Source organism: Pseudomonas azotoformans (assembly GCF_900103345.1).
GTDB lineage: Bacteria > Pseudomonadota > Gammaproteobacteria > Pseudomonadales > Pseudomonadaceae > Aquipseudomonas > Aquipseudomonas azotoformans.
Genome location: NZ_LT629702.1, coordinates 2,509,011 through 2,532,286, shown reverse-complemented (window position 1 = coordinate 2,532,286; position 23,276 = coordinate 2,509,011). Strand labels below are relative to the sequence as shown.

General features: G+C 55.7%; 21 protein-coding genes and 1 pseudogene. 17 read left to right on the top strand and 5 right to left on the bottom strand.

Annotation, left to right across the window (positions count from 1 at the left end; translation table 11 throughout):
- Positions 1 to 46 precede the first annotated feature (46 nt).
- Together BLR69_RS11030 and BLR69_RS11025 are read left to right on the top strand one after the other, a co-directional pair.
- Positions 47 to 238: pseudogene (locus tag BLR69_RS11030) on the top strand (transposase domain-containing protein); the annotation flags it as partial.
- Positions 239 to 345: 107 nt separating this feature from the next.
- Complete coding sequence (locus BLR69_RS11025) at positions 346 to 1,692, top strand: phospholipase D family protein (protein WP_071492927.1); 1,347 nt, start codon at positions 346 to 348, stop codon at positions 1,690 to 1,692.
- A 419-nt stretch (positions 1,693 to 2,111) separates the two neighbouring features.
- Here the strand turns inward: BLR69_RS11025 and BLR69_RS11020 are convergent, their stop codons facing one another.
- Entirely contained in the window at positions 2,112 to 3,200 is a 1,089-nt protein-coding gene (locus tag BLR69_RS11020; RefSeq protein WP_071492928.1) for a helix-turn-helix transcriptional regulator, read from the bottom strand.
- A 98-nt stretch (positions 3,201 to 3,298) separates the two neighbouring features.
- On the opposite strand from BLR69_RS11020, the gene BLR69_RS11015 reads away from it, so the two are divergent.
- The 10 genes from BLR69_RS11015 to BLR69_RS10975 all read left to right on the top strand — a co-directional run bounded on the left by BLR69_RS11015 (position 3,299) and on the right by BLR69_RS10975 (position 11,573).
- Complete coding sequence (locus BLR69_RS11015; protein ID WP_071492929.1) at positions 3,299 to 4,168, top strand: hypothetical protein; 870 nt, start codon at positions 3,299 to 3,301, stop codon at positions 4,166 to 4,168.
- A gap of 104 nt (positions 4,169 to 4,272) precedes the next feature.
- A complete protein-coding gene (locus BLR69_RS11010) occupies positions 4,273 to 4,641 on the top strand; it encodes a hypothetical protein (RefSeq protein ID WP_071492930.1) in 369 nt (122 codons plus the stop codon).
- Positions 4,642 to 4,820: 179 nt separating this feature from the next.
- The gene (locus tag BLR69_RS11005) at positions 4,821 to 5,456 is read left to right on the top strand and encodes a helix-turn-helix domain-containing protein (protein ID WP_092254351.1); all 636 of its coding nucleotides are present in this window, start codon (positions 4,821 to 4,823) and stop codon (positions 5,454 to 5,456) included.
- An 11-nt stretch (positions 5,457 to 5,467) separates the two neighbouring features.
- Positions 5,468 to 6,277, top strand: coding sequence for a ubiquinol-cytochrome C chaperone family protein (locus tag BLR69_RS11000; protein ID WP_071492932.1), 810 nt, complete (start codon positions 5,468 to 5,470; stop codon positions 6,275 to 6,277).
- 31 nt (positions 6,278 to 6,308) lie between these two features.
- Positions 6,309 to 6,452 carry a hypothetical protein gene (locus BLR69_RS30940; protein WP_164488184.1) on the top strand — a complete coding sequence of 48 codons (144 nt, stop codon included), beginning with the start codon at positions 6,309 to 6,311 and terminating at the stop codon, positions 6,450 to 6,452.
- Between the two features lie 28 nt (positions 6,453 to 6,480).
- Entirely contained in the window at positions 6,481 to 7,710 is a 1,230-nt protein-coding gene (locus tag BLR69_RS10995) for an AAA family ATPase (protein WP_071492933.1), read from the top strand.
- An 80-nt stretch (positions 7,711 to 7,790) separates the two neighbouring features.
- A complete protein-coding gene (locus tag BLR69_RS10990) occupies positions 7,791 to 8,819 on the top strand; it encodes a radical SAM protein (protein WP_071492934.1) in 1,029 nt (342 codons plus the stop codon).
- On the top strand, positions 8,816 to 9,670 hold the full coding sequence (locus BLR69_RS10985) for a histidinol-phosphatase (protein ID WP_071492935.1): 855 nt from the start codon (positions 8,816 to 8,818) through the stop codon (positions 9,668 to 9,670). Before BLR69_RS10990 ends, BLR69_RS10985 begins: the two co-directional genes overlap by 4 nt.
- Positions 9,667 to 10,800, top strand: coding sequence for a hypothetical protein (locus BLR69_RS10980; protein ID WP_071492936.1), 1,134 nt, complete (start codon positions 9,667 to 9,669; stop codon positions 10,798 to 10,800). Before BLR69_RS10985 ends, BLR69_RS10980 begins: the two co-directional genes overlap by 4 nt.
- Positions 10,791 to 11,573, top strand: a complete 783-nt coding sequence (locus BLR69_RS10975; RefSeq protein WP_083365799.1) for a glycosyltransferase — start codon at positions 10,791 to 10,793, stop codon at positions 11,571 to 11,573. The genes BLR69_RS10980 and BLR69_RS10975 overlap by 10 nt, the downstream gene beginning before the upstream one ends.
- 4 nt (positions 11,574 to 11,577) lie before the next feature.
- Here BLR69_RS10975 and BLR69_RS10970 read toward each other — a convergent pair whose 3' ends face one another.
- The 3 genes from BLR69_RS10970 to BLR69_RS10960 all read right to left on the bottom strand — a co-directional run bounded on the left by BLR69_RS10970 (position 11,578) and on the right by BLR69_RS10960 (position 16,773).
- Positions 11,578 to 13,041 carry a glycosyltransferase family 9 protein gene (locus BLR69_RS10970; protein ID WP_071492937.1) on the bottom strand — a complete coding sequence of 488 codons (1,464 nt, stop codon included), beginning with the start codon at positions 13,039 to 13,041 and terminating at the stop codon, positions 11,578 to 11,580.
- Between the two features lie 173 nt (positions 13,042 to 13,214).
- Positions 13,215 to 14,978, bottom strand: a complete 1,764-nt coding sequence (locus BLR69_RS10965; protein ID WP_232000974.1) for an ATP-dependent helicase — start codon at positions 14,976 to 14,978, stop codon at positions 13,215 to 13,217.
- 10 nt (positions 14,979 to 14,988) lie between these two features.
- A complete protein-coding gene (locus BLR69_RS10960) occupies positions 14,989 to 16,773 on the bottom strand; it encodes an AAA family ATPase (RefSeq protein ID WP_071492939.1) in 1,785 nt (594 codons plus the stop codon).
- A 374-nt stretch (positions 16,774 to 17,147) separates the two neighbouring features.
- Between BLR69_RS10960 and BLR69_RS10955 the strand changes: the two genes are divergently transcribed.
- From BLR69_RS10955 to BLR69_RS10935, 5 genes are all read left to right on the top strand, one after another.
- Positions 17,148 to 17,366, top strand: a complete 219-nt coding sequence (locus tag BLR69_RS10955) for a hypothetical protein (protein ID WP_071492940.1) — start codon at positions 17,148 to 17,150, stop codon at positions 17,364 to 17,366.
- A gap of 244 nt (positions 17,367 to 17,610) precedes the next feature.
- Positions 17,611 to 17,940, top strand: coding sequence for a hypothetical protein (locus BLR69_RS10950; RefSeq protein ID WP_071492941.1), 330 nt, complete (start codon positions 17,611 to 17,613; stop codon positions 17,938 to 17,940).
- 197 nt (positions 17,941 to 18,137) lie between these two features.
- On the top strand, positions 18,138 to 20,123 hold the full coding sequence (locus BLR69_RS10945) for an ATP-binding protein (protein ID WP_232000973.1): 1,986 nt from the start codon (positions 18,138 to 18,140) through the stop codon (positions 20,121 to 20,123).
- 205 nt (positions 20,124 to 20,328) lie between these two features.
- Positions 20,329 to 21,648 (top strand): AAA family ATPase, encoded by a 1,320-nt coding sequence (locus BLR69_RS10940; protein WP_166794311.1) that lies wholly within the window; start codon positions 20,329 to 20,331, stop codon positions 21,646 to 21,648.
- Positions 21,645 to 22,490 (top strand): HNH endonuclease family protein, encoded by an 846-nt coding sequence (locus tag BLR69_RS10935; RefSeq protein WP_071492944.1) that lies wholly within the window; start codon positions 21,645 to 21,647, stop codon positions 22,488 to 22,490. Before BLR69_RS10940 ends, BLR69_RS10935 begins: the two co-directional genes overlap by 4 nt.
- A gap of 275 nt (positions 22,491 to 22,765) precedes the next feature.
- Here the strand turns inward: BLR69_RS10935 and BLR69_RS10930 are convergent, their stop codons facing one another.
- Positions 22,766 to 23,272, bottom strand: a complete 507-nt coding sequence (locus tag BLR69_RS10930) for an AAA family ATPase (RefSeq protein WP_071492945.1) — start codon at positions 23,270 to 23,272, stop codon at positions 22,766 to 22,768.
- Positions 23,273 to 23,276 lie beyond the last annotated feature (4 nt).

Genomic DNA, 23,276 nt, shown 5'->3' with positions numbered 1-23,276 from the left:
CGATGCGCGTTTCTTGAGAGGATTATTACGAAAGTGATATCGGAAGGCCATTAAGTCTGGCAAAAGGTATGCGCCTACTTCGGATAAGCTTCAGCAGCGGATCATGAGCCTGATCCAGTCAGTGCGCATTAATGGGCACGACCCGTATGCTTGTCTCAAGGATGTGCTGACGCGGCTGCAGACGCAGCGAGTAAGTGAGATTGATCAGTTGCTGCCACGTCGGTGGATACCGGACTGACTTGCGCAAGGTGAGTTGGGCGGTCGCTTACCGCTCAATTTGTGATTGAACGGATATAGTAGCGTCGTGTGCGCATTGTCCAACGCAATACGTTGAAAGGAGTCGACATGAAGCTCATCGCCAATCGAATTAACGGGGTACACCTGCGCGACCTATTACCTGGGGCCGAGGTCGAGATAGATGGCGTATTGGCTGCCGTGGCCTATGGCAGTAGTGCATCCGATATCACCCAAGATCTGGTCGGCCATTGCGTCAATAACAAGCTGCGTCTGGACCTATGGATGCGCTACGACCACACCGTGCCTGTTTCGGTAGAGCTGCTCAAGCGCCTGTTCAAGCATCAGAAAGACAATGTATTTACGCGCTTTGTCCCCGACCGCTTCCACCCCAAGGTTATTTGGTGGAAAGGTTACGGCGCCTATATTGGCTCGGCCAACCATACCGATAATGGGTGGCTTACGAACATTGAAGCGGGAGTTTTCCTGACGGCGGACGAGTTGCTCGCAAATGGCATGGACAACCAGTTGGAAGACCTCTTCGACTACTTGCATGAACTGGAAGTGACCATCCCTATTTCGGCGGATTACATCGCTGAAATGGAGCGCTTCAACCTCTGGAACAAGGGCATCTACGACGAGTCGCGCAAGAAGCGCAGCCATCCCGAATGGGAAGGGCCGAGCTTTGTCCAAGAGAAGGCCGCCTTTGACCGACGGAAGGACAATTTCAAGCAGGAGTGGTTAGAAACGCTCGGTATTCTGCAGAGCATCCAGCAACAACTGGGTGACTACCGACCCAAATGGGTGAGTGCCGATGTCCCAAGTGCTTGGCATGTCGATCAATTTCTGCATGGTTACTATTACAATCATGTCGGCGACGCCCAGCGCAAGCCATACGAGGACTTCCACGAAAGCCATCGGGCCAACCCGCAGGCTGCACTGGAGGTTGAACTGAGGTGGTGGAAGTCTTTGTTGGAAGCGCCATCGTACGAAGACTACGCGCTTTATGAGAGTGCACCGGCGGTGCGTGAGTTGCTGGCCCGGGACAGGGTGCTCGAATTATCTAGTGAGGAATTCGCCGTCCTGTGTCGCAACACCCACGCGACCATGGAGCACATAATAAAAGTGCCAACCGCCGAGCTTGGCTTTCCTGAGCTGAAGACGCTGGACAGGGAGTCACGTGTGCGGCCCTTTGCCGAACTCATCCTGCGTCAGCGCAACCGCAAGGGATGGGATGTTCGTAAACTACTCCACCATGTGCTCTACGAAGGGCAAGATAATGAGATCTGGTTGCGCCTGTACCATGCTGGGCGCGACTGGGAGTACAGCATCCCACGCTATGGCCTGAATTCTCTAGCCGAGGTGATCGGCTGGGCCCGGCCGGAAGTGGTCCCACCGCGCAACGGTCGCACCAGCAAGGCGTTGAGAGCACTGGGCTACGATGTGAAGGTTTATTGAATTCCACAGCACAGTTGCCACGTTCAAGCGCTGTATCGCTTGGCGGATAGTTGAAATATTCAGTGCAGGAGCGTCTGCTAGTGGCCGATAGCTTCTGCTTGCTGGGCGCGCGTCCAGTTGCCGCCGGTCTGACAAATGCTCCTTTCTGGCTTGTCGGGTTGGGCGCAAAAAAACCAATGACACCATTGCGATGCGAACCGTTCGTTACGTCGCTCAATCGCTTCCAAAATGGGCACACCCTCCAGACTTTAGAGGGATTACCTCCACGATCCGCTGTATTGGCATCCATTCAGCCCTGGACCGTTAAAACGGACTAGCATAGAGGCGTTGACCGAGCGCGAGGTTTGGCCAGCCACCATTGGCGTAGGGCTAGAATGTACAAAATTTGCGCCAGATGCCGGGAGCCTTTCCAGTCGATTTCAGCACGTGTACTGCGATAGCGCTGTTTCGAGTTGCTCGCGGACATGACAGCGAAGGTGCGCGGGCGACACGACTTCGACGTCTGCGGCATTGCTCATCAGGAATAATCTAAGACCCTGAGTGTCGAGCAATTCACACCGCAGCAACCATCTATCGCCATCTCTTTCGACCTGTTGATTCGCCGCAAGCGCGTTTTCCGTAAGGCGATTGTGAAGGTTCTCCTTCAACCGCAACACCAACTCTATCGTCTCGTTCGCGTGGACAGAAATTAGGTCTCGCTGAACCTCGATGGATCGAACGTCATAGCCTTCAGGTTCTTGGATAGCATCCCTCGCCACCCGCGCGTCCACCATCCGATGCAACATCAGCGCACAGGTTTTACCAATCCCGTTGCTGCTGTACTTTCCTCTTGGCAAGCCAGGATCGGGCGCCTCTCCATGCCAGGTCTCCTTTGCTACAAATGCTGACAGGTAGATGTTGCTGTCCTGGTACGCGAGCGCGAGCGGTTTCAGAAGGTAGGAGCACTCCACGCCGTTGGCATCTCGAGGTCTATAACGCACGGTCAGGCTATGATCGTCGATCATTGCACCTTGTATGAGCTTGAGGTGCTCATGGTCATGTTGCCCATGCTCCAGCACAGTGAACCGCGTGCCAGTGATGATGCGACCCTCGGCGACTAAATGCCGGGCTGATCGAGACTTCAGCTCCCAGGCCGCGTACTCGCGCAGCTTTGTAAGCTCTTTCGTGTCCATCCAGAAACCGAAGCGTTCAGCATGTTGGAAAATAGCGCTAAGGGTCATCGATTCTTGCGGCGAAAGCGCCAAGTCAAAACTGCCCTTGCCCAATTTCCAGCGATGCGCTCTGCGTCGCTGTCCTGATTCTTCGGGTACTTTTTCTACAAACCCTTCCGCCTTCAACTCAAACAGGTCACGCCGAGTTGTCCTCGGATTGGCGGTACCGTCCGCCCATTCGAGCATCTCTTGATGCAACTCCTCGGTCGACAAAGCGCGGCCTGCACGTTGGAGAATCTTGCGCAAATATTTGCGCCGCTTTTCTCGGTGTTCAGTTTCATCTGAAATAATTCGCATAATTTTTCAACTCGGACAAATCAGTGTCTAGTAGGGCTGCATCATAGTCCCGCTGGCACGCAATTGGGCGTTGAATATGCCAGCCCACAGGAGCATTCATGAACACTAAACACCCCTACGCTAAGCTTGATCACGTCCCCGAATTCATCGACTGGTTGGCGGGTCATCTTGATTCGGACACGCTCATCACGCATGAGTACGTTGATCGTCGCTCGGGAGTACGGTGGTCGTGTAACAGCCTGTACGGCGCGTTTACCTCGTATTGCTGGAATCACCCGGGTAATACCCGCCTCGCGTTCAACCCAGGGGTTAGCGCTGCCAGCAACGAAATGGCGCTGTCCGCACTGCGCGCAGACTTGATCGCTGCTGGCAGCAGCGATGCGTTGATCCTCCAGGCGTCCCTCGACGTCATGGCCTGGGGAGGTGTCACCTCCCGCAACAACGAATGGTTGAAAGCCAACAAGACTGGCCTTGCAAAGATGATTTCGGATGTCGCTACAGCATTGGTAGACAATGATCCCGACGCCCCGATTCTTCGTAATCAATCGCTGCGCTTCAATTCGGGAATGACCAAAATCTATTCGTTGCTTTGCCCTGATTTCATCATCTACGACAGCCGGGTAGCCGCTGCATTGGGATTGCTGGTGGTCAAATACTGCAATGTCAAATGCCTGACGAAAGTTCCGCTGGCGCTTAATTTCCCTTGGGCCGGGGCGAAAGAGTCGACCACTGCTCTCGCACCTAAACGCCGTAACCCAAGTATCGGAAGTCTTCAGTTCAAACGCCTGCGCTCAGGGTCGCATCACGCACGTTGGAACATGCACGCCAGCTACGTGCTCAGCCAAGTGGCAAAACATCCTCTCTGTTCTGAGAGTCCTTTCCGGGTCGGTAAAACAACCCGACAAACACTTCGCAGCATCGAACAGGCTCTGTTCAGTATTGGGTATGACTTGCCGGTGAACGACTGACCACCATTGCTTTGGTGAAACAATCTCACAAGTCACCCTGCTGGAGGAGGCGAGGGGGCGTCCTGCGCCCTTGCGCCCCCCACTAACTTAAATCGGAGGCCCCAATGGCCGAGATGACCTCGCTGCAACTCATGATTGTCGAGTTGGCGAAAAGCGGTATTAGTTCGTCGGCGCTCAAATCTGCTGTCCTAAGCGTTCACCCACACCTGAACGATGGTGCTTACTTGGGGGAATTGGCCACCTTGCAAGTCGAAGGCCGGCTTGTTGGTGAAGAGGCGGAGGGCGCTTGGTTTTTCACGTCTTTCATCGACGACGTGGTCGCTGACCGGGTACCTGAGTACAGCCCGGAGTTCGCCGAAATGATTGTGGCCGCGGATTGTGGCAACTGGACCGAATTGGACCCGGATGAACTCATAGCGCAGTTGGATGAAATGCTCAGAAAGGCAAACGCCCGGCGTTCGGGAAAAGCGTAGCGTTGGATTTACAGAGCTCCGTTGTTGTCTTCACCCTGACAACGCACAGAATAATGGAGTGACAACGCTCCAGTCACCATCGGGATATCTTAAAAATGGAGTGATAGCGCTCCAGTTAGGCCTTTCGCTACGCTAAAAATATTACTAAAGTGCCATTATCTAATAGCGAGATGATGGCAATGAATATCCTCACGCCTCAACCCATTCAGGTTTCGCTCGGCCAATGGTTTAGCCGCAACCTATCCTCCGTTCTCGCTGTCGCAGGTGCGCTGCGGGAAACGCAACACGATGCCGACGGCCCCGGGCCTTTGTCCGCGGTGCAGATCCAGCAGCAAACCGGCATTGCTCGTAGCACGCTGCGGGCCCTGAAATCACCAGCGCAAGGTAGCGATGCCAACCCGGACCTGAGCACTATCGAGCGTCTTGCCCAGGCTCTGGGGGTGCCACCTGCTTTCCTGTTGATGCGCCCCCAGGACTGGGCACTGCTGGCCAGCGCGATCGGCAACAGTGGCGATTACTTGGTTGCAGCTCACAAGTTGGAGGCCGAAGAGCGGCTTCAAGAGATTAATCCGGTGGAAAAGGTCTTGCGCGAATGCAAGGTCCATCCGGATCAGCGCCCCAGTATTGTGGGTGCCTCGCCGGAAGTTGCCCGGGCCAATGCCCGCGATGAGTGGCGTAGACGCGCATGTCTCAAGCTCGATGCGCTGATGCTGCGCGAGATTTCAAAATCCGGCCCACGCAAGTGGTTGGCCGCGATAGCGGGCGCCTGGGTCAGCCAGACCACGCCACACGATCCTTCTTCTAGCGAACAATAAGGAGTGCCGGGATGCCGATCATTCACGACCCCGATCTTGCCGATGTATTGATGAGTGCCAGCGCCGACGACGTGGGCCTGTTGATAGATGTGATCACCGACAACGGCAAGGGCCGCATCTCCCTGTCATCTTCAGTCTGTCGTCAGTTGATGTCCGACAAGGACAAGGGTGTCGGCGAGTCGACCCGGGCTATTTTCGCCGAGGAGCTGACCCGCTTTGGCGGCAACTCACTGGTCAACCTGTTCCGCGGCGGCAGTGGTGTGCCGTACCGCGAGCTGTTGGCTGATGTGGCCGGGCACGTCGGCGCGAAGAACAAGGCGAGCGCCAGCTGCGCCGAGATGGAAATGGCGATCATCACCAAGGTATTCGCCCAGTCCCTGGCGCGGATGAGCGAGGAAGACCGCAAAACACTGTTCGAATCCCTGGGCGGACTGGCGTACCGACCCGGCATGGGGCCGGGGGCATTGGCGGCTTTGCTGGCTTCACTCGGTAGTTCCGGGTTGGCTTCCTACAACGTGGCGGCGGTGGTCGCCAGCGCGACCATGAGCAGCCTGGTAGGGCGTGGCGTGGTGCTGGCGGGTTCGAGCACCCTGGGTCGTGGTCTAGCAGTGCTGGCTGGCCCGGTGGGCTGGGCCATCACCGGGATCTGGACGGCATTCGACCTAGCAAGCCCGGCGTACCGGGTCACCGTGCCCTGCGTCATCCAGATCGGCCATATGCGCCAGAAGATGTTGCTCAAACCCACCTGTCCCGGTTGCCACGCGATAGTCGCGGCCGGCGCCAACTTCTGTGGCAAATGCGGGATACGCCTGGGCGCCTGATGCCCACTTTAGACGACCAAGGAGTGAGTCAATGAACCCTGTGATTTCCCCTCTCGAATTTCTCCTGACCAACGTCATCTGCTTCGCCGCTGGCGCGGCCACGGTGGTCGCGCTGAACCTTGCGGCGAAAGCCGTGCATGCCTCCGGCAAACGCGCCGCGCAGAGCGCCACCTGAACCAACGGATTGAGTAGGAGCGAGAACCGTGTACAGCAACCATCACGCCAAGCGACTGGTATCCCTCAAGGGGGAAATCATAAAGATCAATGCAGACATCCAGAATCTGCGTGCCGACCTCGAATGGTTCGAGCGATTCGACCAGGAGAGCAACCATAGCAGGCTCGCTCAGATGCAACGGGAAACTCTCGCCGCGCGGGAGCAGCTTGCCAGGGTCGAACAGAGCATCAAGGCCAGCCGCGCTGAGCTGAACAGCGCCAAGGGCGTTGCCGAGGCGGGCTGGTCGCCGTTGCACTGGTTTTCCAGTGAACGGCGCGTGGCTGAGCGCCAGGTCAGCACCCTGCAGGAGCGGCTGGCGCAGTTCAAGAGCCGGCAAGAGGGCTTGGTATCCGGGCTCGGCGAAAGCGAACGGGAGCAGCTGCGCTTGAGCGCCAATTCGCGGCGATACCAGGGCTTCGATTCATTGCAGGCCAAGGCCACCATCACGCAACTGGACAACGACGTGCAACGCCTGCAGGGCGTCGCCGACGAAGTCAGAAAGGCCAGCGCCCACTGGGAGGCGGTGGCCGGAGAGGTGTATCGCAATTGGAAAACTACTCATGACCAGTTGCGGGCGACGGAGCGGGACATCATCGATGCCGAATGCTTCATCAACCAGTTGGACAATGCGCAAAGCTCATTCGATAAAAGGATGGCCCATGACGAATGTGAAAACCGCTTTGGTGTCGGGCAACGCAGTCCGGATAGGGTGTTGAAGGATCGGCAATTCCACCAGCGCAAACTGGAACGGGAAGAGGAAAAACGCAAGCGCCGCCTGCGCGACACCATTCGCCTGCTGGAAAACGAAATCCGCAACTTGGTGGTAGATGGCAATAATCTTTGCTACCTGAACGAAGCGGGCGGAAAACGGCGCTTCATCGGTCTGGAGGTGCTCAAGACACTTGTGCCTCACCTGGCCGCGACTTATGGCGTGACTTTGGTCTTCGATCCGGGCATCCGCCGCCAGCTCGATATGTGCGACAACGCACTCCAAGCGATGTTTCCGCAGGCCCGGGTACTGGTTATGCCGCCCACCCTCACCGCCGACCATCCGGTGCTGGCCGCCGCGGAGTTCGATGTCGAGACCTATGTGATCAGCAACGACCACTACAGCGATTACCCGGACATGGCTGCGGTCCGAGAGGATCGGGTACTGCATACAGTGGTCCATCGCGACTCCGTGCAGATCCCGCAACTGCAGGTATTGCAGCCTTACTGATACCCCACGCGACCGGTGACTACCGGTCATGTGCAACCCACGCCTGTGCGCTCGTGCAGGCTAGCAACGAGTCAAGAAAGATGGATCTGAAAGGCCACCTGCTGTACATCGATATCACCCAAATTTGCGGCATCGGTTGCGCGTTCTGCATGTACGCCGACAAGCACAAGACGGGGATGAGCATGGAGTTATCGAGCCTCGCCCGGGAGAACCTGGCGGCGCTGATCAACGCCCCCGACGTCAAGCGCATCTCCATCAGCGGAGAGGGCGAACCCCTCAACAACGACAGAGTCTTCCACGAGATTCTTGAGCTTTCCCAGGGCGGGAAGCGTTTCGAGTTCATCACAAGTGGCTTCTTTCCCCACGAGAAGATGGCGGAATTCTATGACACCACCAATCGCATCGTGGTCAGCCGGGGCGACACCTGCAATATCAGACTGAGCTCGGACAGCCACCATATCGAAAAGGTGAAATGGCGGGCTCATGGCTTCAGCCTGGATTACCTGCGACGAAACAAACCGGCCGGGCTGAGCTTTTCGTTTCGCTCGATCGACACTGATCGGGAGTTCACCCGCGACTACCTCCGGGAGGAACTGGCGCGCTGGGGCCTCGACGCCGGGATCGTCGCGGGCAATGCCCTGGAAGATACGTTGGTGGTCGGCGAGGAACGGTTCGGTATCGACTACAAGAACCTCGTCCACCCAGCGGCCGACACGCCACCAGGTTACCTGGATCTGCATGGCTACATCGACGCGATCGAAGCCCGGGTCAACAAGCGCTTCACCCTCGGCAGCCTCAACCCGCCTCCCCACGCCAACGGCATGGACCTGACGGTGAAACCTAATGGTGACGTCTACCTGTACGGCATCGAGCACCAACGCCTGGGCAATATTCACTTTGACCGGATTGGCTGGGAGCGACTGGCCAGCCATGTACGCGACACGCCCCTGGTCCGCGCCCTTTACAGCCAACCGCTGAGGGACCTGCTGGCGCGTCTCGACGACCTCGAACTGGTGCACAAGATCCTGCGCAAAGCGAATAACCCCTACTGGCTGGTCAAGGAACTGGCTAATCACGATGGTCTGTTAGAACGAATGGTGCCGGCATGATCGACTCTCACAGCCATACCTTTTATTCCAAGCATGCCGTCGGTACGGTGGATGAGTTGGTGCGGGCGTCAATCGCCGCCGGAGTGAAGATCCTCACCATCACCGACCACGCGCCGTTCCCGGTGGACAGCGACAATCGCCTGTTGGAGGCGGAACTGGAGCGCTATTTCGCCGAGATTGAGCGGGCACGACAGGAGCACCAGGGGAAGATCAAGATCCTACGCGGACTGGAGTTCGACTACATGCCGGGTGCGAATGCCTACAACCGCGAGATGCTGGCCCGGTACGAGCTGGATTTCGCCATCGGCTCGATCCACTACGTCGAGTTGCCGGGCGAGACCATGGCTAAGGTTTGGGAATTGGCCCGGCTGTCCGCCCCAGCCTTTCTCGACCGTTATTTCGCCCATCTGCAAGCCTTGCTGGAGTGCGGGCTGTTCGACGCAGTCGGGCACGCCGACACGCTGCTGCGCGGCGTGGCGGAAGACGTAGTGCTGCGCCGGATGGAACCGCTGCTGCCGCTGTTCGCCCGCAATGGTGTGGCCTACGAACTGAATGCCTCGGGCATTCGCAAGTCGAGCCTGTTGCCCGGTTCGACTCGTGAGGTTCAGGGTGTCTGGAGCTATCCATCACGCACCCTGCTGCCCCAACTGATCGCCCACGGCGCGGCCTTCACCATAGGTTCAGACGCCCACGATCCGCTGGACGCGGGGGCAGGTATCCGCACTTTGGTCGACGAACTGCAACCGCTGGGCCTGGACCGGATCAGCTACTTCGAAGGGCGTCGACGCATCGACATGCCCCTAGACTTCTTCAGCCTGTCGTCTGGCACCGATACAAGGATTGTCCCGTGAACTCCCGATCGAATGACTGGAAACTACTCGCCAAGGCGCCTGTCGACGAACAGCTGGCGCGCTTTCGCGAGGCCGTGGCCCGGCCGCAGGCGGAGGACGTGAAAGGAGGTCTGCGCGCATTCGCTTGCGGCTTGCTTGCGCAAGACCTGATCGATATGGACAGCTATGTCGCGGTGCTCGGTGGTCATGCCCTGAACTGTCTGACGCCCGACTGCACCAACGGATTCCGCGACATGAGCAATGGCGCAAGCGCCTCTGCGCTGACAGCCATCTACAGCCGTGCCAAGTACGGCAGCCAGAAGGACATCCGTTTTCTAGCCGGCCTGGTGATCAACTATCTGGAGCGGCAGCTGGATGACCCGGCATCGCACTGGGCACGGCTGTTCACCAGCGCGCGGGAGCTCAACGACAATGTGGTGCTGATGACCACTGGCTGGCGCAACGTGCCTTCGACGGCCAACGTGCTCTACGACATCGTGGTTGAGGAGATAAACGTCAAGCTCGCCCATATGGGCCTGCCCACCCTGATCAACGTCAAGCTGCCGCGCATCGCCCCTCCTTGCGAGAACTACGCGAGCCTGAGTACTGAAGAGCGGGAGCGGGTCAATCTTGTCCAGGACCATGTGATACCCGCGGAGAACTTCTATCGCTGGAGCGGTGTGCACGTCATCTTCGGCGACGATGTGCTGGTGACGGGGTCGACTGCCGACAAGGTGTTGCGTGAGTCCCTTCTAGCCGGTGCCCGCTCGTTCCAGGCGATCTACCCGGTTGCCATCGATCCGCGGGTCGCCCTGGCGGATGCCACCGTCGAGGAGCGCCTGAACATGGTGGAAATCAGCCATCAGCTGGACGACACATTGGCCAAACTGCTTGGAGCCGTGGATTACCAACCCATCCTGCGCACGTTGCGTCTACTGTTTTCGACGAACAACTACCAAGCCTTGCCGTCATTCCTGGCGCGAGTGCCGGCGGCCAATTGGTTGCGGCTGTACAAGGCGGCTCTCGGAAACGAGTTCCTGCGCCAGGCCGAATGCATACCCTCGCTGACGCTGCTGCGGCATTACCTGGAGGACCATGGGCTGCTTGGTAGTAGCGGCGTGAAGGCAAAGAGGGCCCCGTTGTGCGTGTGAACTACGTGAGCTACTGGGAAACGGCGGCGGGGCAGAGCATGCCGCCGTGGATCGCCTTGGCCCTGGTCTCCATGCAGCGGGCGCTGGGGGACCATTTCACCCTGCTAACCCCGGACAGCCTGGAGCATTGCATAGATGCTTCTATCCTCGGCAAGGTTTGGCGCTTCGAGCCGCTGCCCTTCAACATGGACAAGGGGATCGAGGCGATCGTCGCCAGGAGCGACTTCATCCGCATGGCCTACGTGCATCGCCATGGCGGCGCATGGATCGACGCGGACAGCATCCTACTGCGCGACCCGACCTCGCTGCTGTTCCCGACGGGACTCGACGAGCGGCTGCACTGGCACAGCGAATGCCTATTCGCCTCACTGCCGGGAAATGTCCATCTCGCCGAGGCACTGGCGACCGGGCTGGCCGTCGAGGCACATGCCTGGGGCAATCCGGGGGGGATCAAGGAGATAGTTGCCAGGTTGCCGTACCAGCAGGTGCTAATTTCGCCCTCGGTATGCGACCCGGGTTATCGGCCGCTGTACAACTTCGACAGTTGCGCGGTGATGAGGCGCACGGACATTGACGTGAGCGATTTCCTGATGCGCGACGTGAGCCTGCTCAAGCTGTACAACACCTGGTTTAAGCGGACAGCGACACGCGATGAGTCGGTGGCCGAGTTCCTCGACGAGGAAACTCTGCTGTCACGCATCTTCCTGCATATCGAACCCGACCGTGGCTATTGGTTGGGGGAGTGTGAGCGCTTAATCGAACGCTGCGGCTGAGGGTTCAGGCCAGATCCACCGCATGCGCCGGCAGGTGCACGCGGCAACTTTTGGCCCCGTTTAGCTCCAAGCGAGTCGCGATCACCTCGTGCACTGTCGGGGTCCGCCGGTGTGGCGAGCCATGGGCGACATATAGCCAGGCCGGCACGCGGTGGGCAAGGTGGTCGAATTCCAACTCGATGCGCAATAGGTCGAACACCTCTTTGGTACGTCCGCTCGGAGTCCAAGCCATCGGCGCGCTGCGGTGATGAGGATGGATCAAACGCAACGGTCGTGACAATTGCAGGTTCAGCGTGCCCGGATGGCACTCGGCGACTTCAGGAAAAGACCGGCTGATCAAGGGCAGCTGGCGGGCCAGGGTGCCAGTGGCCACGCCCAGGCCGGAAACGATATGCGCATCCACTGCGAGAGTCGCAGCGATCGACTCTTGCAGCAGTTCGGCGACGGGTTGAATCACGTCGACATCAGTGAATTCGTTCATGTTTTTCCTGCCGGTGTGCGGGTACTGAAGTGGTCCCTGGCGACTAAACACAACCCGGGTATGGGGGGAAAGCGGCGGCAGCCAGGGATTGGAAGAGTTGCTGGCCGGATAGATCGCGACCAATGCCGCCTTCAGTCCAACGGCCATGTGCACGATGGCAGTATCGACACTGACAACCACTCTGGCCCGCTGGATGGAACCCGCGACCGCGCGGGGCGTATCCAGTTCGACCAGTGTCCGGACGTTGCTGCGGGCGATGGCGTGTCCGAGCTGCAGTGCCTCGGCACGGCTGGCGGGACTGCACAGAATGCCAATATGGTGCTGCGGCCAGACATCCGCCAGGGCACGGACCAGCGAGAGCGCTCTGGCGAACCCAAGGCTTTTATCAGGTCGGCTGGCATAGGGGTTGACCAGGATGTGCGCGACGTTGTCGTCCTGTCGTTCGGGAAGCGGGACGATATAGTCGCGGTTGATACGGGTCGCACCGAGGTCGAGCAGGACCCGGGTATAGCGCTCGACCACGTTGAGCTGCGCGGTTGCTTCACCAAGCTTGCCGCTGACGCAGTGCAAGGCATCATCCAGCGAGTAGACCCGGGCGGGCTTAAGTAAGCGGATGAACAGCATCTCGATGGGTTGGATACGGCCAACTAGGTGGACAAACACATCGACCGATCCCAATTCCCGTACCAGTGGGCCCAGCCCGGTCAGCGTGGGTGCGCAAGCGACAGGGATGACCCGGTCGACGCCGAAATCGAGCCGATGCAGGTCGACCAGTTCCGGTACGGTGAGCACGGTGACCCGGGCACCGAGCTTGTGCGCTTCGCGAAAGAAGAATGAAGAAACGATCGCGTCGCCCAGTTTGGCGTCCCAGCGGGGAAGCACGATATGCAGGGGTTGGGCAAGGTCGCGAGGTGCCAGCTGGCGGTCCACCAGGCAGCGCATCAACAGGCGCGCCATAGACTTCCGATGGTTTTGCAAAATCGGCATCAGCTCGCACTTTCCGGAATAGCTGGCGATGATATCTATGGCACGGGGCCGTTACCAGTATTGGCCTGAGGCGCGTGACATATGGCGACGAGACAGGTGCCCGCGTACTAACTGCCAAAATACATTCACTACGATGCTAGTGCCTAAGCTTAGCTGCGTTATCAGGGAAGAACTCAAAGCTGCTGGCTTCGCTGATACAGCTCAGTGACCCAAGGCGAGTGATTAGCTTTCTGAAAAACCAAACAGAGCTCTTTTCGAGGCCGCGTTACGCCGACATAGAACAGACGTCTAGCTTCGCGCATGCCTCGTTCTGACTTAGCGTCGCGCCAGTTGGGGAAGTCTTGAGCATTGATACCAAACATGATGACCGCGTCAAACTCGCGACCTTTGGCGCTATGTAAGGTACTCAAGGTCACTCGGCCAGAGCCATCTATCCGTCCCGCAAAAACATTGAGGGGCATATCAAGCTTCGACGCCGGGTCGGTCCGCACTAACAACTCAGAACAGACTTCCCATTCCTGATGAGTGTTTCGGGCAATTTTCTGCCAAGGCTCAATCAGCTCGCGGCAAAAGCGTGTCAACCAAGCATGGGCGGTTTCCTCTCGATCGATTCCGCTACGCAAGAAGCTGATCAATTGGTGGGTTATAGCCAGTTCTTCATCCGCGCTAACTCGCCCACCATACACAATCGCGAGAGCTTGGCCGAGTAACCGGTGATAGGTCGGCGAAGCATCACGCCAACCTCCAGTGACCCACCGGCTACAAGCTTCGACGAATCGGGCAAGACGGGAATTGCGCCTCACCAGCGCGTTACCATCAGTACGCAGAATGGCGATATCTGTATCCTTAAGTGCGTTGGCAACCTTATCTCCGAGCCATGCAGCGCGATACAGAATTGCAATTTGATCGGGCTGGAACTCTCGGTCAAGCAGTGAGGGCAGGACTGCCTGAGCGATGTGTAGAGCCTGCTCATCATGGTCGCCATCTACCGCCCAGAATCCCAGTTCTCCATCGGGGGCACCCTCCACACCACGGTAGTCGCGCTCTTCGCCAAGTGCTCCTAAGGAGGCTCTGATGATTTTCGCACCAGATCGATAGTTGAAGCGCAGACGGATCGTTTTAATTTCGTCGCGCGCGATGAGACTTTGCAGCAAGCCTGGGTTGGCGCCGTTAAAGCCATAGATCGACTGATCAGCATCGCCAACTGCAAAGAGTCGGATTCCGCTCTCAAAACAGAGCAGGAGCACCAGTTCATGAAGTGCGTGCCCCAGGTCCTGATATTCATCGACAAAAAGGATGGGGAACCGAGCGCTTAGAGCGTTACGAATCCAATTGTGGTCCTTGATCATTCGGAAGGCGAGGAGTGGCATATCATCAAAGTCGATCAGCGCCTCGCAACGCAGTTCCGCCTCGTAAGCCTCGATAAAAGATGCAAGCTCTGGATTCTGTCCCTGCCAAGCTGGCAGAGTACGATCAACGTCTCGACGTCGCTTCTCCTCGGCAAGGCGCCAACGGTCCTGTGCATTGCCCATCTCGCCGAACACCGACTTGTATGCGGTTTCGACTGCAGCACGGCACTCGGTATTCGTAGCAACTCGGAAGCCGTCAGGGAGGAGATGAGGAATGCAGCGAGCATAGGGAGTAAGAACTTGAGTGAGCGCGAAGCTGTGGACAGTGCCGATGAAGCTGCGGTCGCTGTTAGCAACGCCAAATCTAGCTAAACGCTCCTCGAGCTCCGTAGCGCACTCATTGTTATACGTAATGCAGGCAACTCCACGCGGATCGACAACATCGTCCATCAGGGCACGTGCCATTGCGGTAGTCAGCGTCTTCGTTTTCCCGCTTCCTGGGCCAGCCAGGACAACGCAATGACCGCATTCAATGGCTGCATCATATTGTTCGCTATTGAGCTTGAGCTCTGCAAGCGCTTGTTCCAACGCGAACCTACTAGACATAGGACGCCAAGAACTTAATAGCCGAAGTGATATAGTCGGGCGGAGTGAGCCCTGTCAGTTTGCTCGCGAGCTTTGCACTCAACCGGCCTTTGCCGATGTCAGAAATCATTGCAAGCAGTTGAGTAGGATCGACGGGAGTGCCCGTACGCCAAGCCTTAATACGCGACGAGCGGACAGATCCGAATCCCTGCTCGTCAAGAATGTCCAGCAGCGCCCCTTGGAGGCCAGGTGTATTTGCCACAGCTACTTCGAAGGTCTGATCGTTCAGAAAGATGCCGAACGACGCCCAAGCCTTACTGAAGCTATCGAAGTCAGCTGTTTCACACCAAGTGCGGTTCTCGGGTGTCAATTGGCGCGCACCAACGGCAACCGCGCAGTAGGCGTCCCAAATACCTACCGTCCTCGCTTTGCCGAGCGGAGGTTTTGTGCCGTCCAGCGGATCCCAATCAGTGATGACCGCGAAAGGCAGACCGAGACTACCTGCCAGCTTCACGTAGGGAGCGAAATTCACGCCCGCCACGTTGCAAACGGTGATGCCAAGTTGGTCCAGGTTGTACCCCAGCGCATCGGCGAAGCCGGGGAGCAATGCTTCTTCCGCGTCGCCTTCGACGAAAATCACACCTCTTGCGAAGAGCAACTCAGACCGTGTAGCAGTGAGATACCGCTCGATATCGTCCAGTTCGTCAGCTGTCACCGGCAGCGCAGCAAGAGAGTAAGCCTTAGACAAACCATCTGGCGTTCGCCGCAGGGTTACGATTGAACGCAACGGCGCGATTGCGGCCAGAGTCGGAGAGTGGCTGGTCACGATCAAAGCCTGCGCGGCGTCAGGGTTATTGAAGAGCTTCTCAAAGACCGCCCTCTGCAACTGGGGATGGAGGTGGGCCTCAGGTTCCTCAATGCAAAGCAGCGAATAGTTCCGTTCATTCTTCGTGCGACGCCAAGCAAACTCAGCCAGCTTCAGAGCTATCAGCGCAACGTTCGCTGAACCAAGGCTGGCCTCCGCGATACCGCGCTTACCGTCGTCGATGAACATGGCGATAGAGCGAATGAGCCGGAGCGGGTCGGCGGGCGCGAAACGTAGCCTTGCGTTGAGATCATGCGCGTTACCAGCCAAATTGAGAATGCCACTCCGTAAAGAACTCTCCAGAGCTTTTACGGATGGGATGCTCTCCATCTTTGCTGTAGCCGCCTCTAAATCATTTGCGACGCTATCCAGCTCGGCCCGGCTGACTGAAGCAAATGAGTCCTCAAGCAAAGGCCGGAGTGGGGAGTGTCGCCAGGAAGCGAGCTGTCCTTCGGCGTCGCGCAAGGCATCCAGCATGTCAATTGCAATACGACGGCGTACTCGGCTGGGAATGCTGCGGGACTCATCACCCCCGCCGAAGACAATGAACTCACAATCCTCGCTGGATTGTAGTCCGCCAGTAACATCGGCTTTTTTGCGGTAGACATAGCTCAGCCGTGCAACCGTTGGATTGCCTGCAGTGCGGAAGTCAGTGAGCAAAGCAACGAGCATGGGGTCGCTATCGAAATCAGCAAAATCTAGATGCACTTCGACCTGAGGGTTTGCTGTCAAATCGCTACCGTCCGAAAAATCAGACAGTCTTAACTGCCGCAGCGAATCAGGAAGGGCGGGATCAAGTACAAGGCGAATGGCGAGCAGCAGGTTGCTTTTGCCGACACGATTCTCGCCGAGCAACACAATGTTGCCCGCAAGCGGGATATCGACCGATAAAAAATTGCGGAAGTTGCGAATGCTCAGGTTTGCCAGGCGCATCAAACTCCCTCTCGCATGCGGATCGCGTATTTCGGCTTCACAGCTGTCATCTCGAATCACCTTCCGACAGTTAGGCAAGGAGCTGGCGAGGATGATTTATGATGGCCACTGGCCTGCATCCTAATTCCTATACCTACGAGCTGTCTGCTAGATTTTGTTCTGAATTAGACAATACCACCTAGCCGCTCTTGGCCGTTCACTACCGGTTATGGTTGCTAGGGGGGCAAATCCGTTGCAAATGGCTGGTTAGGTCGATTGCAAATGAGTCGTCAAGTCAGTGCAAATCCCCAGGTGTCAGCGGATCTGGAGAAGTGGCTCCAGCCAGCGGCGTGTTCAGCTAGTCTTCCCACACCATTTACTCAAGGACGATCCCAATGCCAGATAACTCTGAAGCCAACATAGTCACAGCGGACGCTCTCACACTGCTCCTCCACAACCAGCACGCCCTCGCAGCGGCCCTTGAAGAAGTGATCAAATGGATCTCAGAGGATGGAGTGGAAAGTGTCGCCGCTAACGCAATGGGGGCCATGGAAACGCTGGACGAGAATGCACGAGCCATCACCGATGCGATTATGCGCCTACGCCAGTTATAGGTTTCATCTAAGGCCCACTGCCCCCTTGCAGGTAGCGACATGATTCTGCTGAATCAACCTGTAATCTGCCACTCGACTCGCTGGATCTGGTCATTTGAGATGTGGGGGAGTATTGATGCGAATTGACCAACCTTGTTCCCTCCGGAGAGTAGTGCTCAGAACACATTCCAGTGCTGGAAACTGCCTCGCCAAGACTAGCTGTTAGAATGGCGCTGGTTTAGTGATTAGGCCCTTGAGAGGCAGTATGAACAAAGAATGGACCGAAGAAGATATGCGCCAAGCGTTGTTCGGCAACGCTGAAATATCTGCACCGGTGAGCACCTCACTCGTGGAAGAAATCCAGCCGGACGTCGCTGCCGTGCCCGTATCAAAAGTGGCGAAAAAGAAGGTCTCCAAAGCCTTCACCCCGAGGCTTCTGGTGACTCTCCGTGTGAGCAATGAGTTTGAAGGAAGGATGCTTGAAATCGTCCATGAAGCCGATACGCTGAGTACGCTGGTGGCAGAGCAGGAAGCCACCAAAGCAGCCAGGAAAAAATTCCGCTATGTAGAAGTGGTATCGGTCAAGTCGATGTAAATCATGTTTCCATCGAGAGGGCTTCTTTTGCAGTTGCGTCGCGCAGCGCTATGAAGCTGATTTTTTGAGCTTTAGCATGGCCAGATTTGTTAGGGCATTGCGATGGCAAAGGATCAAGAGGTAGGGATCGAGTGAGCTTAAATACATATTTGCCAGGACGGCTGCGAAATACACCTCTACCACGTAGCCACGGTTTGATGCCGCTGTTCGAGGCTGTCGTGAATTCGATTCATTCGATTGCCGAAACTAGCTTCGATCCTGAATATGGCCGCATTAGGATTGAGATAGTCCGCGTGCCGCAATCCAGTCTGGCTTTGGATGCTACCAAGGCGAAGCGGGGCGCTCCTACCCAAGAACCAATCATGGGTTTCAAGATTACTGACAATGGCGCCGGCTTCCACGACAAAAACATGGCCTCGTTTGAAACGCTTGATAGCGAATATAAGGCTCAACAAGGGTGTCGGGGGGTAGGGCGCTTGCTTTGGTTGAAAGCGTTCGAAGCGGTCAACATCAGTAGTGATTACAAGGATGAAACCGGTGCTATCAAACATCGCTCATTTGCGTTCACGGCAGCTCAAGGCGTTTCAACCCTCCCGTCGAGGATGAAGCCCGTCGGCACAGAGTTGCAGACCTGCGTACATCTCTCTGGATTCAACAAATCGTACAGAGAGAACTCGGCAAAGACGGCCCGAAAGATCGCCACGAGTCTTTTCGAGCACTGTCTTTGGTACTTTGTGCGTGACGCCGGCGCGCCCAAAATTCAGATCAAGGACGGTGAAGAGGAGATTGACCTTGATGAGGTGCTTGATCAATACCTGTTTACGTCGTCACAAAAGGAATCTATTCAGATCAAGGGGCAGCCATTTGAGCTCACCCATCTGAAGCTTAAGGCTAGCTCGGCCAAGCAACCTTTCATTGCTTGGTGCGCTGCCAGTCGCGTTGTTGAAGAGGAAACTCTTTCAGGTAAGGTGCCAGGGTTGTACGGAAAAATCCGCGACGATGAAGGTGATTTTGTCTACGCCTGTTATGTGACGTCTCCCTTTCTTGACCAGAATGTGCGACCCGAACGAATTGGTTTCGATATAGAGGAGATGAGCGACGATTTGTTCTCGGAAACGGAAGTCAGTTTGAGCGATATTCGCAAGGCAGTTATTGCTTCTTCTAGTGGTTACCTCGAGGGCTATCTGCAGGAAATCCGAAAAACTGGGCGCGAGCGTGTAGAGCGGTTCGTGTCGGTCCGTGCGCCGCGGTATCGACCCATACTGCGTCGAATCGATGAGGAAAAGCTCAGCGTCGACCCGGATATTTCAGATAAGGACCTTGATCTTCTGCTTCACAAACAGCTTTCCGAAATTGAAAACGCCTTGCTGTCGGAAGGGCACGACGTGATGAGCTTCGGCAGGGGGGAAACCACAGCCCAGTACCAGAAAAGGCTCGTCAGCTACCTTGAAAAGGCAGATGACATCAAGAAGTCGGATTTGGCCAACTACGTATTCCATCGCAAGGTTACGCTCGATATTTTGGCGAAAGCGCTTGAGCGTGGGGATGATGGCAAGTACGCCAAAGAAGAGCTGATTCACGAGCTCATCATGCCAATGCGTAAAACATCGGATGACGTTTTCCTCGATAGCTGCAATCTGTGGTTGCTCGATGAGCGTCTGGCTTTTCACGACTTTTTGGCTTCTGACAAGTCACTGCGCTCCTTCCCTATAACGCATTCAACTGACACCAAAGAGCCGGATATTTGTGTGTTGAATGTGTTCGATGAGCCTCTGCTGGTTTCCGAGAACAGGAGAATGCCGCCGGCGGCTCTGACAATCGTGGAGATCAAGCGGCCGATGCGAAATGATGCTGGCGAAGGAGAGGAGAAGGATCCGATTGAGCAGGCACTTGGTTATCTGCAGCGGATTCGCGATGGGAACGCCCAGACGTCCGCGGGACGACCTATTCCCAAAGGGGATGATATTCCGGGATTCTGCTACGTGATTTGTGATCTCACGCCTTCGATGGAACGGCGCTGCAAGATCCATGACTTGACGCGCGCGGCCGATGGACTGGGGTATTTCGGGTACAAAACCCGCTTCAATGCCTATGTGGAGGTCATGTCGTTTGATGGGGTCATCAAGTCAGCGACTGAGCGTAATAAGGCATTTTTCGAAAAGTTGGGATTGCCAACGAACTGACACGGTCAGGATGTACCGTCCTGGTAGATTGGCATCGGGGTACGGGTGACATGTCCAAATGTCAGCGATGTTGCGCCAGCCGAGTGTGTCACGCTGCTAATATGTAATGGTAGGTGTTGGTTTTGAGCTTGTCCACCAGATGAGCAGGTTGATCGCAGAGGGAACGAAGCGATCACGAAGAGGAAGAGGTTCTACGATGTTTCTTATGCAAGTATCGCTACGCAATGTGCGCTCGATAAAGTCTCTGGACCTTGACTTCAGATCCTCAGAGGGCAATGCACGTCGCTGGACGCTTCTGTTGGGGGAAAATGGCTGTGGAAAGAGTTCGGCTCTGCGTGCCATTGCGCTGTTGCTCGCAGGCAGCGAAGCGCTCCCGGATTTGCTGGGCGAGCCTGATGCATGGATTCGAAATGGATCGAAGAAATGCCTTATTTCAGGAATTTTAGCCACTGCCAAGGGGGAGATTCGTGAGATTGCATTGGAAATTAATCGTGGAGATGGAATAAGACAAATATTTTCTCGAAACCACTCTTCGCTAGAAGCTTTGGATAAAGCGTTATCTTTCGCGGAGCGTAACTATTTTGTATTGGGTTACGGCGTATCTCGGCGTCCAGCTGCGCCTAAATCGAGATCGACCTTCCCGGATGAGCGCTCTAGAGTTCCTCGTTCAATGGGTGTCGCTACGATGTTCTCCCCCGACGCGACCTTAATCTCACTAGAGCAGTGGGCGATGGATCTCGAATATCGCAAAGGTAGCAGCTCGATGGATGCGATACGTCGAGCGCTTAATCAGTTATTACCTGATATGCAATTCTCCAGAATCGACCGTGAATCTCGGCAAATTATTTTTGACACAGTTGATGGGGAAATTCCATTAAGCCAACTATCTGATGGATATCAAAATATCGCTGCCTGGTGTGGAGACCTTTTGTATCGAATTACAGAGGCTTTTCCAGATCGCAAGGATCCCTTGTCCACGAGAGGGGTTTTGCTTATTGATGAAATTGATTTGCATCTTCACCCAACATGGAGACGTAAATTAGTTGAGTTTCTTTCTCTGACATTGCCGAATTTTCAATTTGTTGCGACGACCCACTCAGCATTAACTGCTCAGCAAAGTGGTGATGGGGAGCTGTATGTTATTCGCCGCGAGGGCAAGGATCACCTTCCGACATTGACTCCATTTGTGGGCGAGCCTCGTAATATGATGCTACACCAATTGTTGATGAGCCCTATGTTCGGCTTGCGAACGATGGACTCGGTGGCAGTTGAAAACGCAAGATCTGTCGTGCGCACTCTCAGCAGTAAAAAAACTCCTTTAAGCGTCGGCGAGAGCAGGGAGTTGAAGCATATGTATGAAGTTTTAAGTGAGGCGCCGAATTGGGACGCGATTCCGGAATATGCGAAAGAGCAAATAGATTTACTTAAAAGAATAAACTCAACTTTGGATAAAGATGGAAAGCGCCCAGCCGTATCGGCGCGGAAACTGAAATCGGTCGTCAAGGAAATAGGGAGCAGCGATTGATCCAGATTGCGAGGACACGTACCGGTCGGGGGCTGGATGGATTTACTGGCGTGCAGCTCCAAGCAAAGCTTGAAAAGCTCTTGCAGTATTACTACGACGATGGCGCCAACGGCAAGGTCGACTTTAAACCCAAAAAACGTCAAGTTTGGGGGAAGGCGAAGCCACAGCTAAAAACAGAGTCGTTCAGCAAATGTGCTTACTGCGAGGCAGACACCGCAGTAGTAGCTTATGGGGATGTAGAGCATTTTCGTCCTAAAAGTGAGTACTGGTGGCTAGCGTACTGCTATGACAACTATACGTTTAGCTGTCAAGTATGCAATCAAGTGCACAAGGGGGATAAATTTACGGTCAACGGTACAAGGTTGCCCGCACCACAGGTTCCCCATTCTCTTCCTACTGACTCGGCTCAGCTAGAGTCCCTTTTGGCCAGTCTTTGTCCAGATCCTGTCATCACTACAGATGTTGCGATCGGACAGATCTATTCAGCAGAAGATGCTGATCTGATTAATCCCTATGTAGTGAATCCTGAAGAATACTATGCTTGGAAAGCAATTCCTGCCACTGAGGAAGTATGGCTGGTCCCCAAGACTAAGTCCCAACGCTCGGTGAGAGCAGTTAAAGCAGCCGAAGAAATTCTTGGTTTAAATCGAGAAGAACTTTTACGACTACGTTGGAATGCTTACGATGAAATCGAGACACTTGCGCTCGCAATTCAAGAGGGCACATTTACCGATGAACAAAAAAGAGACCTTTTGATTCGCATTAAACGCGCTGCGGGTAATGACCGACCGTTTGCAGGGATGAAACGCTTTTTTCTACGTGCTTGGGGGGTGCTCACATAATGGGAGCGTCTTCCACACTCTCGGCGGGTTTACCGGTTACGAGTTTAAACAGCTGCTTCGTGATAGAGCGGCCCTCACTCTGAAGACAGTGAAAAAAATATCTGCACGATTAAGCCAGTGGGCAGATGATTGGTTGCGGGGAGTAAACCGATCGAGTGATGAGCTTCATCGCAATGACGAGGCCCATCGCCGGCACTGCTCAGTACTTCAAAAACCATCGTTCAAATGTAAGCGTCTGCTAATCACACCTTGCAACCTCAGGCCTGAGGCTGGGGCTACTCCTTGGATAAAAACCGTTCGGTGATCATCGCCACCGCCTGCGCAGGAGACGTCAAAGCTGTGTCTATCTTAAACGGAGCGTCTTCCCACGCCTCGTATTCATGATCCAGTACTGACTGCCAGGTTGGTGGAGTCAGCCCAGGAATATCGATCTTTCTGGTTTCTACCCGACGCTGGTGTTCATGTTTATCAGAGCAGATCACTTGGACGTTCACTAATGGAGCACCAGAGCGTGTGGCGATTTCGCTCCATGCCTTTCGGCTTTCGAATACTGGGTTAACACAGTCAACTATGACCGTGCTCCCAAAACGAAGATTGCTTAGAGCAAGCTCATTGGCGACCATGTACCCGCTCCGTCCTACGTCTTGTGCAAGAGCACCGGAGTCTCGAATAGCCTGCTCAATCGTGTCGATCCGCAGATACAAGGCACTTGTTCTGGCGGCAAGGTCGCATGCAATAGTCGTTTTTCCGGTACCTGGAAGACCGCTGAAAACAATGAGCATTCTA

Bases quoted from the DNA above. Each gene is read 5' to 3' on its own strand.
- BLR69_RS11025 (WP_071492927.1), top strand. From the start codon at position 346: ATGAAGCTCATCGCCAATCGAATTAACGGGGTACACCTGCGCGACCTA.
- BLR69_RS11020 (WP_071492928.1), bottom strand. From the start codon at position 3,200: ATGCGAATTATTTCAGATGAAACTGAACACCGAGAAAAGCGGCGCAAA.
- BLR69_RS11015 (WP_071492929.1), top strand. From the start codon at position 3,299: ATGAACACTAAACACCCCTACGCTAAGCTTGATCACGTCCCCGAATTC.
- BLR69_RS11010 (WP_071492930.1), top strand. From the start codon at position 4,273: ATGGCCGAGATGACCTCGCTGCAACTCATGATTGTCGAGTTGGCGAAA.
- BLR69_RS11005 (WP_092254351.1), top strand. From the start codon at position 4,821: ATGAATATCCTCACGCCTCAACCCATTCAGGTTTCGCTCGGCCAATGG.
- BLR69_RS11000 (WP_071492932.1), top strand. From the start codon at position 5,468: ATGCCGATCATTCACGACCCCGATCTTGCCGATGTATTGATGAGTGCC.
- BLR69_RS30940 (WP_164488184.1), top strand. From the start codon at position 6,309: ATGAACCCTGTGATTTCCCCTCTCGAATTTCTCCTGACCAACGTCATC.
- BLR69_RS10990 (WP_071492934.1), top strand. From the start codon at position 7,791: ATGGATCTGAAAGGCCACCTGCTGTACATCGATATCACCCAAATTTGC.
- BLR69_RS10985 (WP_071492935.1), top strand. From the start codon at position 8,816: ATGATCGACTCTCACAGCCATACCTTTTATTCCAAGCATGCCGTCGGT.
- BLR69_RS10970 (WP_071492937.1), bottom strand. From the start codon at position 13,041: ATGCCGATTTTGCAAAACCATCGGAAGTCTATGGCGCGCCTGTTGATG.
- BLR69_RS10960 (WP_071492939.1), bottom strand. From the start codon at position 16,773: ATGCGCCTGGCAAACCTGAGCATTCGCAACTTCCGCAATTTTTTATCG.
- BLR69_RS10955 (WP_071492940.1), top strand. From the start codon at position 17,148: ATGCCAGATAACTCTGAAGCCAACATAGTCACAGCGGACGCTCTCACA.
- BLR69_RS10950 (WP_071492941.1), top strand. From the start codon at position 17,611: ATGAACAAAGAATGGACCGAAGAAGATATGCGCCAAGCGTTGTTCGGC.
- BLR69_RS10945 (WP_232000973.1), top strand. From the start codon at position 18,138: ATGCCGCTGTTCGAGGCTGTCGTGAATTCGATTCATTCGATTGCCGAA.
- BLR69_RS10940 (WP_166794311.1), top strand. From the start codon at position 20,329: ATGCAAGTATCGCTACGCAATGTGCGCTCGATAAAGTCTCTGGACCTT.
- BLR69_RS10930 (WP_071492945.1), bottom strand. From the start codon at position 23,272: ATGCTCATTGTTTTCAGCGGTCTTCCAGGTACCGGAAAAACGACTATT.